Source organism: Cellulomonas composti (assembly GCF_007990245.1).
In the GTDB taxonomy this organism is placed as follows: Bacteria; Actinomycetota; Actinomycetes; order Actinomycetales; family Cellulomonadaceae; genus Cellulomonas; species Cellulomonas composti.
In genome coordinates, this window is sequence record NZ_BJWG01000001.1 from 34,300 (window position 1) to 46,892 (window position 12,593).

The window sequence follows — 12,593 nt, forward strand, 5'->3', positions numbered from 1 at the left end:
GTCCCCTCCCAGGAAGTCCACCACTGTGATCACCGCGCACGGCGTCGGGTTGCGCATCGGCGCCCGCGAGCTGCTCGCCGAGACCTCGTTCCGTATCGCTTCGGGGGACCGGATCGGCCTCGTCGGGCGCAACGGCGCGGGCAAGACGACCCTGACCCGCACGCTGTCGGGCGAGACGCAGCCGACCAGCGGTCAGATCACGCGCTCGGGCGAGGTCGGCTACCTCCCGCAGGATCCGGCGCACGGCGACCTGGGCGTCCTGGCGCTCGACCGCGTGCTCTCGGCGCGCGGTCTCGACGAGATCGTGCGCTCGATGCGCGCGACCGAGACGCTCATGGCCAGCACCGACGACGACGAGCGCGAGAAGGCGATGGCGCGCTACTCGCGGCTCGACTCGCGCTTCAACGCCGCCGGCGGTTACGCGGCCGAGAGCGAGGCGCACCGCATCACCGCGAACCTCGGCCTCGACGACCGCGTGCTCGGCCAGACGATGGGCACGCTCTCGGGCGGTCAGCGCCGCCGCGTCGAGCTCGCGCGGATCCTGTTCTCCGGCGTCGACACGCTCCTGCTCGACGAGCCGACCAACCACCTGGACGCCGACTCGATCACGTGGCTGCGGGACTACCTCAAGGGGTACGCGGGCGGGTTCGTCGTGATCTCGCACGACGTCGAGCTGCTGCGCGCGACCGTCAACAAGGTGTTCCACCTGGACGCGAACCGTTCCGCGCTCGACCAGTACAACCTCGGCTGGGACGCGTACCTGCTGCAGCGCGAGACCGACGAGAAGCGCCGCCGGCGCGAGCGCGCGAACGCCGAGAAGAAGGCCGCGGCGCTCATGGCCCAGGCCGACAAGATGCGCGCGAAGGCCACCAAGACCGTCGCCGCGCAGAACATGGCGCGCCGTGCCGAACGCCTGCTGTCGGGTCTGGACGAGGTCCGCGTGGCCGACAAGGTCGCCAAGCTGCGGTTCCCCGAGCCGGCCGCGTGCGGGCGCACGCCCCTGACCGCATCGGACCTGTCGAAGTCCTACGGGTCGCAGGAGGTCTTCACCGGTGTCGACCTGGCGATCGACCGCGGCTCGCGCGTCGTCGTGCTGGGCCTCAACGGCGCGGGCAAGACGACGCTGCTGCGGCTGCTGTCGGGGCTGGAGAAGTCCGACACCGGTGAGGTGCACCCGGGCCACGGGCTCAAGCTCGGCTACTACGCGCAGGAGCACGAGACGCTCGACCTGACGCGCACGGTCGTCGAGAACCTGCGCACGGCGGCGCCGGACCTGAGCGACACCCAGGTGCGCTCGGTCCTCGGCTCGTTCCTGTTCTCGGGCGACGACGCCGACAAGCCCGCACGGGTCCTGTCGGGCGGCGAGAAGACCCGGCTCGCCCTCGCCGCGCTGGTCGTCTCGTCGGCCAACGTCCTGCTGCTCGACGAGCCGACGAACAACCTCGACCCCGCCAGCCGCGAGGAGATCCTCGCCGCACTGCGCGGCTACAAGGGCGCCGTCGTGCTGGTCAGCCACGACGAGGGGGCGGTCGCGGCCCTCGATCCCGAGCGCGTCCTGCTGCTGCCGGACGGCGACGAGGACCTCTGGAACGCCGACTACCTGGACCTGATCACCCTGGCCTGAAGGCTCAGGACTCCGGGCCCGGACGGTCCGCGAGCTGGGCGTCGATCAGCGCGTCCTCCTCGGCCTCGGCCCGGCCCTCGCGACGGCGCGGCCGTGCCACGGACCGCTCGCGCGGCTCACCCTCGTCGCGGTTCGGGGACGCGGACGCTTCCTCGAGCTCCTCGCGCTCATCGACGAGCTCGCGGCGCGCGAGCCAGGAGAACCCGATCAGCGAGCCGAGCGCGAACACCCACCACTGGAACGCGTAGCTCAGGTGCGAGCCGGGATCGAGGTCGGGCGTCGGGAGGTCGCCCGGGACGCTCGTCGGAGCAGGGTCCTCCGAGACCCGCTGGCCGTACACGCCGGTGTAGACCGCGTTGCCGGACGCGTCGAGACCGCCCGACGCGACGACCTGCGCGGGGTCGATCGACTGCGCGTAGCCCTCCGCGGTGCGCGTCGAACCCGACTCGGCGGGCCGTAGGCGCGCCACGAGCGTGACCTCGCCGGTCGGCGGAGCCGGTACCGGGACCGTGGTGGTCGCATCCTCGCCGGTGGGCACCCAGCCGCGGTCGACGACGAACAACGCCCCGTCCGGCCCGTCCACCTGGAACGGGACGAGGACGTGGTAGACGGCTTGGCCTTCGACCGGGCGGTTGCGCAGCAGCACGGTCGCCTCGGGCTGATAGGTGCCGACGAGGGTGACCGGGAGCCACTGCTCGTCGTCGGCCAGCGGGTCGGAGGGGCCCGCGACGACGTCCGCGAACGGGACGGGTTCGGCGTCGTAGTTGGCCTCGGCGACCGCGATCTGCGCGTCGCGCCACTCGTGGCGGTGCCACTGCCAGCGGCCGAGAAACGTGCAGGTGACTGCGAGCACGACACCGAGCACGACGAGCCCGACGGCGCGGCGCACCGCCGGCCTCACGACGACCCGTCGGACGGATCGCGTGCGGGAGGCTCAGGAGCGGGCAGGTCGGTCACGGGGACCGTCGTGCGCAGGAAGCCGCGCACGTCCAGGAACTGCGTGAGGTGCTCGAGGTGCGCGTCGCACGCGAGCCACACCTTGCGCCGGTCCGGCGTGTGCAGCTTCGGGTTGTTCCACAGGAGCCCCCATGTCGCGTCGGCGCGACAGCCGCGTGCGCTGCAGATCGGCTCGTCGACGGGGTCGGGCACGGGACCGAGCAGGCTCATGAGCCATCCTCCGAACCACCGGGCCGGTCCCGGTCGCCGGGACCGCCACCGATCTCGCGGGGGTCGACGAACGGGGGAGCGTCGTCGCGGCGTTCGCGTCCGGCGTTCGCGAAGATGACCGCGACGTACGGCAGGACCACCGCGCCGACGAGCAGCACGACCGACATCCACACCGGGATGCGCGACCACGTGAAGATCGCGAGCAGGAAGCACACCAGGCGCACGCCCATCTGCGCCAGGTACCGCCGCTGGCGGCGAGCCTGGTCCTCGGCGAGCGGCTCGGGGGCGGCGGTGATCCGGTGCACCTCGGCGGGGGTCTCGCGACGGCGTGCACTCACCCCCCGATCCTAGTTCGCCCCCACCCCCACCCCTTCCGTCGGCCCCGGCTCTTCGCGCGGGTGGCAGCTAGGGCGTGTCGCCCATTCGGGTTGACGAGCACGGGCGGGATGTGGAGCCTTTGGCATCGTGAGTCGATCGGATCTGGGCTATCCGTGCCCGTGCTGTGGGCGCGTCACGTTCGGCGAACCTCCCGGTAGCTACGAGATCTGTGCTGTGTGCTTCTGGGAGGACGACGCGGTCCAACTGCGGTGGCCGGACTGGTATGGCGGTGCCAACACGCCTTCGCTGATCGAGGCCCAGCGCACCTTTGCTGAAGTCGGCGCCATGGAGAGCCGGTTCATCGGACACGTGCGCGCCGCTGACGAGTCCGAACCGCTGGACGAGGGATGGCGGCCGATCGATCTCGCGGTCGATGAGTTCGAGGTGCGAGGCGTCCAAGAGGCCCCCTGGCCTTCGGATCACACGACGCTGTACTGGTGGCGGCCCACCTTCTGGCGGCACGCGTAGTGCCGGACGACGCCTTGGCCCACCCGATGCAGACGGCGAGGACGGCGTCGGCGCGGTAGGTGATAGCGAGCTTGTCGTAGCGGGCCTCACCCCAGATATCGGAGGCACGCCCTAGGCCGTGCCTCCTAAGTCCGGCTTGCCTGTGATGCCAGGCTCGCCGGGTATCGCGTGCAGGGGCGCTCTCGGATGCTGCGTGGGCTCGGGTTGAGCCGCTGGGCGCGCTGCTGGGTCACCTGCGCGTGGCCCGCCTGGGACCGGGACGCCCGCGGACGCGCCCGGACCGGCTGCGCGCGGACAAGGCGTACTCCTCGCGCGGCAACCGGGCGCTGCTGCGCTCACGGGGCATCGTCGCCGTCATCCCGCAGCCGTCCGATCAGATCGCCCATCGCAGGCGCCGCGGCTCACGCGTACGCCGCCCGCTGGCCCTCGACCGCGATGACCATCGCGGTCGCAACGTCGTCGAGCGCGGCTTCAACGACACCAAGCAGTGGCGCGGGTTGGCCACCCGGTGCGACAGACTCGCACTGGTCTACCGCGGAGCCGCCATCCTTCGGGCCATCCTCCTGGGGCTCAGGCGGTTCGGCGACGCGCGGTCCTAGTAGAGCTCGACCTCCCAGCTCTCCAGCGGGGGTTCTCCATCCGGCGCACTGCCGGTGCAGTACTGGTAGAGCCACACCGCCGCCCGCCGCTCCGCGTACTTCTCGTTCACGGGCTCGCCCTGGTCATCGAGCTCCAAGACGTTGGCGAAGATAGCGAACAGTGTCTCCATCTGGCTCGGCGAGTCGCGCAGGTCGTCCCAGTAGTCGATTCCTTCGAGGATCGGATGCCCGACCGACCCACGAAAGACCCAGCCGGCGAAGCGCCGCAGCGCGCCCGATGCCCCATGCGATAGCCCTGTGACCACGACGCGAACTGTAGGGGTCGCCGGGTGACCAAGCGGCTCAGGTTAGGAGACACGCCCTAGTCGCGCGGGCGGTCATCGTGCCGAGGTCGCGCTGAGGGGAGGGGACGGCGGATCATCGGGTCGCAGGCGGGGTTGTGGGGCTTCCACAATTGGGTCGGGTGGTTCTGTGTCGCGGCGGTGCCGTCCGGGTGCGCGGGGCTCGGATAGCGTCGTGTCCCGTGCCTGAGATTCTCGAGACCCCTGCAGCCCCGCGCGTCGTCCTCGTGACGGGTGCCAACCGTGGCATCGGCCGCGCGATCGCCGAGCGGTTCGTCGCTGCCGGGGACAAGGTCGCCACCTTGTACCGGTCGGGCGAGCTGCCCGAGGGGGTGTTCGGCGTCGTCGGTGACGTGCGCGACACGGCGTCCGTGGACGCAGCGTTCACGGCCGTCGAGGCGGAGCTCGGACCGGTCGAGGTGCTCGTGGCCAACGCCGGCGTGACGCGTGACCAGCTCCTCATGCGGATGTCCGACGAGGAGTTCGACGAGGTCCTCGACGTGAACCTCAAGGGGGCGTTCCGCTGCGCGCGCCGCGCGAGCAAGGGCATGATCCGGCTGCGCCGCGGGCGCATCGTGCTGATCTCGTCGGTCGTCGGGCTGTACGGCTCGCCCGGCCAGGTCAACTACGCCGCGTCGAAGGCCGCGCTCGTGGGAATGGCGAGGTCGATCACGCGCGAGCTCGGCGGGCGCGGGATCACCGCCAACGTCGTCGCACCCGGTTTCATCGACACCGACATGACCCGTGCGCTGCCCGAGGCGACGCAGGACGGGTACAAGGCGGCGATCCCCGCCGGCCGGTTCGCGCGGCCCGACGAGGTCGCGGCGGCCGTCGAGTTCCTCGCCTCACCCGCCGCCGCGTACATCAGCGGCGCGGTGCTGCCGGTCGACGGCGGCCTCGGCATGGGTCACTGACCCCGACCGACCACCAGCACCAGCTCGACGACGAACACCAGCTCGACGACGAACACCAGCACCACAGGAAGGCGAGAACGCCCATGGGCCTGCTCACCGGCAAGAAGCTCCTCATCACCGGCGTCCTGACGGACGGTTCGATCGCGTTCCACGTCGCGCGGCTCGCGCAGGAGCAGGGCGCGCAGGTCGTGCTCACCTCCTTCGGGCGCCAGTTCCGCCTGACGCAGGTGATCGCCCGGCGACTGCCCGTCGAGGCGCCCGTCGTGCAGCTCGACATCACGGACCCCGACGACCTGGCCGCGCTCGCGGACCGCGTGCGCGAGGCCGGCTTCGACTCGCTCGACGGTGTGGTGCACTCGATCGGCTTCGCACCGCAGACGGTCATGGGCGGCCAGTTCCTGGGCGCGCCGTGGTCGGACGTCGCGGTCGCGCTTGAGGTGTCGGCGTACTCGCTCAAGTCCCTCGCGGTGGCGGCCCAGCCGCTGCTGACCGGCGGTGGCTCGATCGTCGGGCTGACGTTCGACGCGAAGTTCGCGTGGCCCGTGTACGACTGGATGGGCGTCGCGAAGGCCGCGTTCGAGGCGACGTCGCGTTACCTGGCCCGTGACCTGGGCGCGTCGGGGGTGCGCGTGAACCTCGTGTCCGCCGGCCCGATCCGCACGACGGCGGCCAAGTCGATCCCCGGCTTCGAGCAGATGGAGGAGCGCTGGTCCGATCGTGCGCCGCTCGGCTGGGACGTCTACGACCCCGAGCCGACCGCCCGCGCGGTCGCCGCGCTGCTGTCGGACTGGTTCCCCGCGACGACCGGCGAGATCATCCACGTCGACGGCGGTGTGCACGCCATGGGTCAGTGATGGCAGGCTGAGGCGATGAACCAGCCGCCGAGCGTGTCCGATGAGCCACGTCGGCTGGTGCTGCTGCGGCACGCCAAGGCCGAGCATCCCGACGGCGTGAGCGACCACTCGCGTCCCCTCGCGCTGCAGGGTCGGCGCCAGAGCGCCCGGGTGGGCACCGCCCTCGCGGCGGCGGGCCTCGTGCCCGACCTCGTGTGGTGCTCGTCGAGCACGCGCACCCGCCAGACGTGGGACCTCGTGCGCGGGACGCTCGGCGCGCAGCCGCCCGCCGAGTTCCTCGACGACGTGTACGAGGCGGGCGTGCGCTCGCTGCTCGCGCTCGTCGCGACCGCGCCGGCGTCGGTGTCCACGCTTCTCGTCGTCGGGCACGAGCCGACGATGTCCCACACGGCCGCGACGCTCGCGGGACCGGGGTCCGACGAGGATGCGTGGTCGCGGGTGCAGGTCGGCGTGCCGACCGCGTCGTGGTCGCTCATCGAGCTCGACGGAGACTGGGACACGGTCGCGTCGCAGGCCGGCCGCCTGATCAAGGTCGTCACGCCCCACTGACGGGCGGGGTCGTCCCCGGTGCGCCGGGGCGTGGGTTCATGCGCGCAGCGGTGCCAGGTCGAGTGCGGCGTCGAGGCGGTCCGTCAGGACGGCGTCGGCCTGCGCGGCCACGACGGGCTTCGCGTTGAACGCGATCCCGAAGCCCGCCACGGCCAGCATGTCGAGGTCGTTCGCACCGTCGCCGATCGCGACGGTGTGCTCGAGAGCGGCACCGACCAGCGCCGCGTAGTCGCGCAGCGCGACGGCCTTGGCCGCCCGGTCGACCACCGGACCGCTGACCCGGCCGGTCAGCAGGCCGTCGGCCACCTCCAGCGCGTTCGCGCGCGTGAGCGAGATGCCCAGGCTGTCGGCGAGCGGCCCGACGAGCTCGATGAAGCCGCCGGAGACGAGCCCGACGTGCCAGCCGCGGCGTTGCACCTCGGTGATGAGCTCGCGGGCGCCGGGGGAGAGCTCGAGCTGCGCGCGAACGTCGTCGAGCACGCTCGTCGGAAGACCTGCGAGGGTCGCGACGCGCTCGTGCAACGACTCCGCGAAGTCGATCTCGCCGCGCATCGCGCGCTCGGTGATCTCGGTGACGAGCTCGAGCGCGCCCGCGTGGGCGGCGAGCAGCTCGATGACCTCGCCCGTGATGAGCGTGGAGTCCACGTCCATGACGAGGAGCCGGGGCACAGTCGGCTCAGCAGCGAGGTCGGCGTCGCGGTCGAGGGTCACGGCGCCGAGGCTACCGGCGCCGTGACCCTCGAGGGCCGCGTGGTCATTCCGTGATGATCGTGCCCTTGGGGACGATCGTGATCCCGGACGGCGTGACGGTGAACCCGCGGGCGAGGTCGTGCTCGCGGTCCAGGCCGATGCGCGCGCGCTCCGGGACGATGACGTTCTTGTCGAGGATCGCGCGGTGCACCTGGGCGTACCGCTGCACGTCGACGCCGTCCATGATCACCGAGTCGGTCACCTGCGCCCACGAGTGCATCCGCACGCCGGGCGACAGGATCGAACCCGAGACCGTGGCCCCCGAGATCACGACGCCGGGGGAGACGATCGAGTCGGCCGCGTGCCCGAGACGACCGGCGCCGGCGTGCACGAACTTGGCGGGCGCCAGGCTCGTGTAGCCCGTGTAGAGCGGCCACTCGTCGTTGTAGAGGTTGAATACTGGCTCGACCGCGATGAGGTCGATGTTCGCGTCGAAGTACGCGTCGAGCGTCCCGACGTCGCGCCAGTAGTCGCGGTCGCGCGGCGTCGAGCCGGGCACGTCGTTGCGGATGAAGTCGTACACGCCGGCGGTGCCGCGCTCGACGAACGCAGGCACGATGTCGCCGCCCATGTCGTGCCGCGACGTCGCGCTCTCGGCGTCCTCGGTCACCGCGCGGACCAGCGCGTCGGCGTTGATGACGTAGTTGCCCATCGAGGCCAGCACCTCGTTCGGCGAGTCCGCCAGGCCGACCGGGTTCTTGGGCTTCTCGAGGAAGGCCTTGATCTTCGTCGGGTCGCTCGGGTCGACCTCGATGACGCCGAACTGGTCGGCCTCCTCGATCGGCTGGCGGATCGCCGCGACCGTGAACTCGGCGCCCGACGCGATATGCGCGTCCACCATCTGGGAGAAGTCCATGCGGTAGACGTGGTCGGCGCCGACGACCACGACGATGTCGGGCCGCTCGTCCTCGATGATGTTGAGGCACTGGTAGATCGCGTCGGCGCTGCCGAGGTACCAGTGCTTGCCGACCCGCTGCTGTGCGGGGACCGCGGCGACGTAGTTGCCCAGCAGCGACGACATGCGCCACGTCTTCGAGACGTGCCGGTCCAGGCTGTGGGACTTGTACTGCGTCAGCACGATGACGTGCAGGTAGTGCGAGTTGATGACGTTGGACAGTGCGAAGTCGATCAGGCGGTACAGGCCGCCGAACGGCACTGCGGGCTTGGCACGGTGGGCCGTGAGCGGCATCAGTCGCTTGCCCTCCCCACCTGCGAGGACGATTGCGAGGACGCGCGGCGCTGCCATGAGCATGACCCTAGTTCCGTGGGGCGGTTGCGGCGAGGCCTGGGGACCTGTGAGCGCTAGCGTGTCGCGGAGGGCACGGGCGCAGGATCGTCCCGGGCCTCCCGACGAGCCGCTTGGAGGACGCCGTGCGCGTGGACCTGCTGACCCGTGAGTACCCGCCGAACATCTACGGCGGCGCCGGTGTGCACGTCGCGGAGCTCGCGGCGGTGCTTCGTCGTTCGGTCGACGTGCGCGTGCACTGCTTCGACGGTGCCCGCGACGAGCCCGGCGTCGCGGGCTACGACGTCCCGGCGACGCTGGCGGGGGCCAACCCGGCGCTCCAGACGCTCGGGGTCGACCTCGAGATGGTGGACGCGGTCGGTGCGGTCGGCATCGACGGCGTGCGCAGCGACCTGGTCCACTCGCACACCTGGTACGCCAACATGGCCGGCCATCTCGCGTCGCTGCTGCACGGCGTGCCCCACGTCCTGACTGCGCACAGCCTCGAGCCGCTGCGGCCGTGGAAGGCCGAACAGCTCGGTGGTGGGTACGCGCTGTCGAGCTGGGTCGAGCGGACCGCGTACGAGGCGGCCGCGGGCGTGATCGCCGTCAGCGGCGGCATGCGTGAGGACATCCTGCGCTCCTACCCGGCGGTCGACCCCGCACGCGTGCACGTGGTGCACAACGGCATCGACCTGGACGGCTGGCAGCGGCCCGTCGACGCCGCCGACCTGGAGCACGCCGACGCGACGGTCCGGGAGTTGGGCATCGACCCGTCACGCCCCGCGGTGGTCTTCGTCGGCCGGATCACCCGGCAGAAGGGGCTGCCCTACTTCCTGCGCGCGGCCGAGCAGCTGCCGGCGGACGTGCAGGTCGTGCTGTGCGCGGGTGCGCCGGACACGCCGCAGATCGCCGCCGAGGTCAGCGGGCTCGTCGAGCAGCTGCGCGCACGGCGTTCGGGCGTGGTGTGGATCGAGCAGATGCTCCCGCGGCGCGACCTGGTGGCCGTGCTGGCGCACGGGACCGTGTTCGCGTGCCCGTCCGTGTACGAGCCGCTCGGCATCGTCAACCTCGAGGCCATGGCTGTCGGGCTGCCCGTGGTCGGAACGGCGACCGGCGGCATCCCGGAGGTCGTCGACGACGGGGTCACGGGCCGGCTGGTCCCGATCGACCAGGTGCGCGACGGCACGGGCACACCCCGGGACCCGGACGCGTTCGTCGCGGACCTCGCGGCCGCGCTCGTCGAGGTCGTGTCCGACGAGGAGCGCGCGCGGACGTGGGGCGTGGCCGCACGGCGGCGCGTCGAGGACCACTTCTCGTGGGACGCCATCGCCGAGCGCACTCTCGAGATCTACGCCCAGGTGCTCCGGGGCTGACGCCGCGGGTCCGCCCCACGGCGGATTCTCGGGCACGCTGCCGGTGTCACAGCGAACGTCACAGGGCGGCGCGGCCGATGAGCGAGGCCGTGGCGGCGGCGAGCGCGCGGCGCGCCATCCGGTCCACGTCGCGCAGCGCGGCCGACCGCTGGTCGGCCTGCCAGACGTTGATCGCCGCGCCGTCGTCGGCGCCCGCGAGGTCCGCGATCGCGCGCAGCCGCGCGGCCGAGGCCAGCACGCGAGCCCGCCGACCGTCGAGGTGCTCGGGGAGGCGCCACGCGGCCAGCGCGCCGTCGCGGATCGCCGCGACCCGTTCGGTGTCCCGCGAGTCCCAGTGCGCGATGTCGAGCCGGATGAGCGCCTGCGTGATCGTCGCGAGCCCGATCCGCAGGTCGCGGTCCGCGTCGGTGAGCGAGCCCAGCGCGAGCGCGGCCGTGATCCACTCGGGCACGGGCGTGGCGCGCCAGCGCACCACGTGACCGGGCTCGTACGGGGAGCCGAACTCGGAGACCTGGGGGACCAGGGCGAGGTCGCGTCCGTCCGGTGCGCGCAGCAGCACGCACTCGCCGACGTGCAGCGACGACACGCTGACCGCCGCGGGCACCGACTGGACGTCGCCCGGTGCGGGGAACAGCGCCACGACCTGAACCTCGCCGCCGGGCGTGAGCCACGTCGCCAGGGACTCCGCGAGCGTCGTCGTCGCACCCGTGAGCGCGTCCTCGACAGTGTGCGGCTCGTCGTCCGACTGCACCGCACGCACGGCGCGATCGAGCTGCCCGCGTGCGTTGGGGCGCCCGTCGTCGTCACACCCCAGCCACAGCGCGAGCAGCGCAGATCGAGGCAACGTCAGCGTGCGGCTCACAGGTCCACCGTAGAGCGGTCGGCGACCCGGGTGGTGCAGGAGTCCGCGCCGGACGTGACTTCGCCGCGGTGTCACCCCGAGCCGGGACCGGGCCGTTAGGGTCGGGGCATGACCGACGTGCTCGACCTGCAGGACGTGACGATCCGCCGGGGCACCACGACGATCCTCGACCGGGTCACCTGGACCGTCCGCGAGGGCGAGCGATGGGTCGTGCTGGGCCGCAACGGCGCGGGCAAGACGACGATGCTGCAGGTCGCCTCGGGTCGGATGCATCCGACGAGCGGCACCGCCGATCTGCTCGGCGCGCGGCTCGGGCGCGTCGACGTGTTCGAGCTGCGGCCCCGCATCGGGTTGTCCAGCGCAGTGCTCGCGGACCGCATCCCGGGCGGCGAGTCGGTACGTGACGTGGTGCTCACCGCGGCCTACGGCGTGACGGGACGATGGCGCGAGTCCTACGAGGAGCTCGACGAGTCGCGGGCGAGCGATCTGCTGCGCGCGTTCGGTGTCGAGCACCTCTCCGAGCGGTTCTTCGGCACGCTCAGCGAGGGCGAGCGCAAGCGGGTCCAGATCGCCCGCTCGCTGATGAGCGACCCGGAGCTGCTGCTGCTCGACGAGCCCGCGGCCGGGCTCGACCTCGGCGGGCGCGAGGAGCTCGTGGCGGCGCTCTCGGAGCTGGCGTCGGACCCGCGCTCGCCCGTGCTCGTGCTCGTGACGCATCACGTCGAGGAGATCCCGCCGGGCTTCACGCACCTGCTGCTGCTGCGCGACGGCGGTGTGCACGCGGCGGGGCCGATCGAGCAGGTGCTGACGCCCGAGAACCTCAGCGGCGCATTCGGCGTGGACCTCGACGTCCAGGAGCAGTCGGGCCGTTGGGTGGCACGCGCCCGGACCTGATCCGGGTTCACCGGCCTGCGATCCGGCGGTGCGCGGGTTCGGTTGTGGAGAAGTCGCCCGTCCAGGGTGAGGCTCGGCCTAGGATCGACTCACGGGCGTCGTCGACGACGCGGCGCGCAACACGAGGGGGATCCGGCGTGGACTGGCTGTGGTGGGTCGGCGGGGCGTTGCTGCTCGGCATCCTCGAGATGCTGATGCTCGACCTCGTGTTCATCATGTTCGCCGGGGGAGCGCTCGCCGGCGGCCTGGCCAACCTGCTCGGTGCCGAGCTGTGGCTGCAGGTCGTGGTCGCCGCGGTGACGTCCGCCGTCCTGCTTTTCGCCCTGCGGCCGTGGCTGCTGCACCGCCTGCGGGACCGCACGCAGCTCGTCGAGACCAACACCGCCGCGCTCGTCGGGCGCCCCGCCGTCGTCGTCTCGACGGTCACGGGCGAGGGCGGGCGCGTCAAGCTCGCGGGCGAGGTGTGGAGCGCGCGCGCCGCGGCGGGCGTCTCCATCCCGCCCGGGGTGTCCGTCCGCGTCGACCGCATCGACGGCGCCACCGCGGTGGTCGCGCCGACCGACGCGGCCTGACCGGCACGCCCGGCTCGTTC

At 72.1% G+C, this 12,593-nt stretch carries 16 protein-coding genes; 9 read left to right on the plus strand and 7 right to left on the minus strand.

Annotated features, from left to right (window positions below; genetic code table 11):
- Nucleotides 1–25: 25 nt before the first annotated feature.
- Nucleotides 26–1,624, plus strand: coding sequence for a ribosomal protection-like ABC-F family protein (gene abc-f, locus CCO02nite_RS00170; protein ID WP_146840962.1), 1,599 nt, complete (start codon nt 26–28; stop codon nt 1,622–1,624).
- A gap of 4 nt (nt 1,625–1,628) precedes the next feature.
- On the opposite strand, the gene CCO02nite_RS00175 is transcribed toward abc-f, so the two are convergent.
- Genes CCO02nite_RS00175 through CCO02nite_RS00185 form a run of 3 tightly spaced genes read right to left on the minus strand, consistent with a single transcriptional unit; the run spans nt 1,629 to nt 3,129 of the window.
- On the minus strand, nt 1,629–2,525 hold the full coding sequence (locus tag CCO02nite_RS00175) for an SURF1 family cytochrome oxidase biogenesis protein (RefSeq protein ID WP_146840963.1): 897 nt from the start codon (nt 2,523–2,525) through the stop codon (nt 1,629–1,631).
- Entirely contained in the window at nt 2,522–2,791 is a 270-nt protein-coding gene (locus CCO02nite_RS00180) for a hypothetical protein (RefSeq protein WP_146840964.1), read from the minus strand. Before CCO02nite_RS00180 ends, CCO02nite_RS00175 begins: the two co-directional genes overlap by 4 nt.
- Nucleotides 2,788–3,129, minus strand: a complete 342-nt coding sequence (locus CCO02nite_RS00185) for a DUF3099 domain-containing protein (RefSeq protein WP_246117227.1) — start codon at nt 3,127–3,129, stop codon at nt 2,788–2,790. Before CCO02nite_RS00185 ends, CCO02nite_RS00180 begins: the two co-directional genes overlap by 4 nt.
- 127 nt (nt 3,130–3,256) lie before the next feature.
- On the opposite strand from CCO02nite_RS00185, the gene CCO02nite_RS00190 reads away from it, so the two are divergent.
- Both CCO02nite_RS00190 and CCO02nite_RS00195 read left to right on the plus strand, forming a co-directional pair.
- On the plus strand, nt 3,257–3,637 hold the full coding sequence (locus tag CCO02nite_RS00190) for a CPCC family cysteine-rich protein (RefSeq protein WP_146840965.1): 381 nt from the start codon (nt 3,257–3,259) through the stop codon (nt 3,635–3,637).
- Between the two features lie 239 nt (nt 3,638–3,876).
- Nucleotides 3,877–4,236, plus strand: coding sequence for a transposase (locus tag CCO02nite_RS00195; protein ID WP_186812527.1), 360 nt, complete (start codon nt 3,877–3,879; stop codon nt 4,234–4,236).
- Here CCO02nite_RS00195 and CCO02nite_RS00200 read toward each other — a convergent pair.
- Nucleotides 4,233–4,541, minus strand: a complete 309-nt coding sequence (locus tag CCO02nite_RS00200) for a DUF7677 family protein (protein ID WP_222593103.1) — start codon at nt 4,539–4,541, stop codon at nt 4,233–4,235. The two genes, CCO02nite_RS00195 and CCO02nite_RS00200, sit on opposite strands and share 4 nt — an antisense overlap.
- A gap of 218 nt (nt 4,542–4,759) precedes the next feature.
- Here CCO02nite_RS00200 and CCO02nite_RS00205 point away from each other — a divergent pair, with 218 nt between their 5' ends.
- The 3 genes from CCO02nite_RS00205 to CCO02nite_RS00215 all read left to right on the plus strand — a co-directional run bounded on the left by CCO02nite_RS00205 (nt 4,760) and on the right by CCO02nite_RS00215 (nt 6,894).
- Nucleotides 4,760–5,491, plus strand: a complete 732-nt coding sequence (locus CCO02nite_RS00205; RefSeq protein WP_146840967.1) for a beta-ketoacyl-ACP reductase — start codon at nt 4,760–4,762, stop codon at nt 5,489–5,491.
- Nucleotides 5,492–5,574: 83 nt separating this feature from the next.
- Nucleotides 5,575–6,345, plus strand: a complete 771-nt coding sequence (fabI, locus tag CCO02nite_RS00210; RefSeq protein ID WP_146840968.1) for an enoyl-ACP reductase FabI — start codon at nt 5,575–5,577, stop codon at nt 6,343–6,345.
- A gap of 15 nt (nt 6,346–6,360) precedes the next feature.
- Entirely contained in the window at nt 6,361–6,894 is a 534-nt protein-coding gene (locus CCO02nite_RS00215; protein ID WP_146840969.1) for a SixA phosphatase family protein, read from the plus strand.
- Nucleotides 6,895–6,930: 36 nt separating this feature from the next.
- Here CCO02nite_RS00215 and serB read toward each other — a convergent pair whose 3' ends face one another.
- Both serB and glgC read right to left on the minus strand, forming a co-directional pair.
- Nucleotides 6,931–7,605 (minus strand): phosphoserine phosphatase SerB, encoded by a 675-nt coding sequence (gene serB / locus CCO02nite_RS00220; RefSeq protein ID WP_281284542.1) that lies wholly within the window; start codon nt 7,603–7,605, stop codon nt 6,931–6,933.
- Nucleotides 7,606–7,648: 43 nt separating this feature from the next.
- On the minus strand, nt 7,649–8,890 hold the full coding sequence (glgC, locus tag CCO02nite_RS00225; protein WP_146840970.1) for a glucose-1-phosphate adenylyltransferase: 1,242 nt from the start codon (nt 8,888–8,890) through the stop codon (nt 7,649–7,651).
- A 125-nt stretch (nt 8,891–9,015) separates the two neighbouring features.
- Between glgC and glgA the strand changes: the two genes are divergently transcribed.
- Nucleotides 9,016–10,245, plus strand: a complete 1,230-nt coding sequence (gene glgA, locus CCO02nite_RS00230; RefSeq protein ID WP_146840971.1) for a glycogen synthase — start codon at nt 9,016–9,018, stop codon at nt 10,243–10,245.
- Nucleotides 10,246–10,303: 58 nt separating this feature from the next.
- On the opposite strand, the gene CCO02nite_RS00235 is transcribed toward glgA, so the two are convergent.
- On the minus strand, nt 10,304–11,107 hold the full coding sequence (locus CCO02nite_RS00235) for an Rv1486c family protein (RefSeq protein WP_146840972.1): 804 nt from the start codon (nt 11,105–11,107) through the stop codon (nt 10,304–10,306).
- 108 nt (nt 11,108–11,215) lie between these two features.
- Here CCO02nite_RS00235 and CCO02nite_RS00240 point away from each other — a divergent pair, with 108 nt between their 5' ends.
- Together CCO02nite_RS00240 and CCO02nite_RS00245 are read left to right on the plus strand one after the other, a co-directional pair.
- Nucleotides 11,216–12,001 carry an ABC transporter ATP-binding protein gene (locus tag CCO02nite_RS00240; RefSeq protein WP_146840973.1) on the plus strand — a complete coding sequence of 262 codons (786 nt, stop codon included), beginning with the start codon at nt 11,216–11,218 and terminating at the stop codon, nt 11,999–12,001.
- Nucleotides 12,002–12,138: 137 nt separating this feature from the next.
- Entirely contained in the window at nt 12,139–12,573 is a 435-nt protein-coding gene (locus CCO02nite_RS00245; RefSeq protein ID WP_146840974.1) for an NfeD family protein, read from the plus strand.
- Nucleotides 12,574–12,593: the final 20 nt, after the last annotated feature.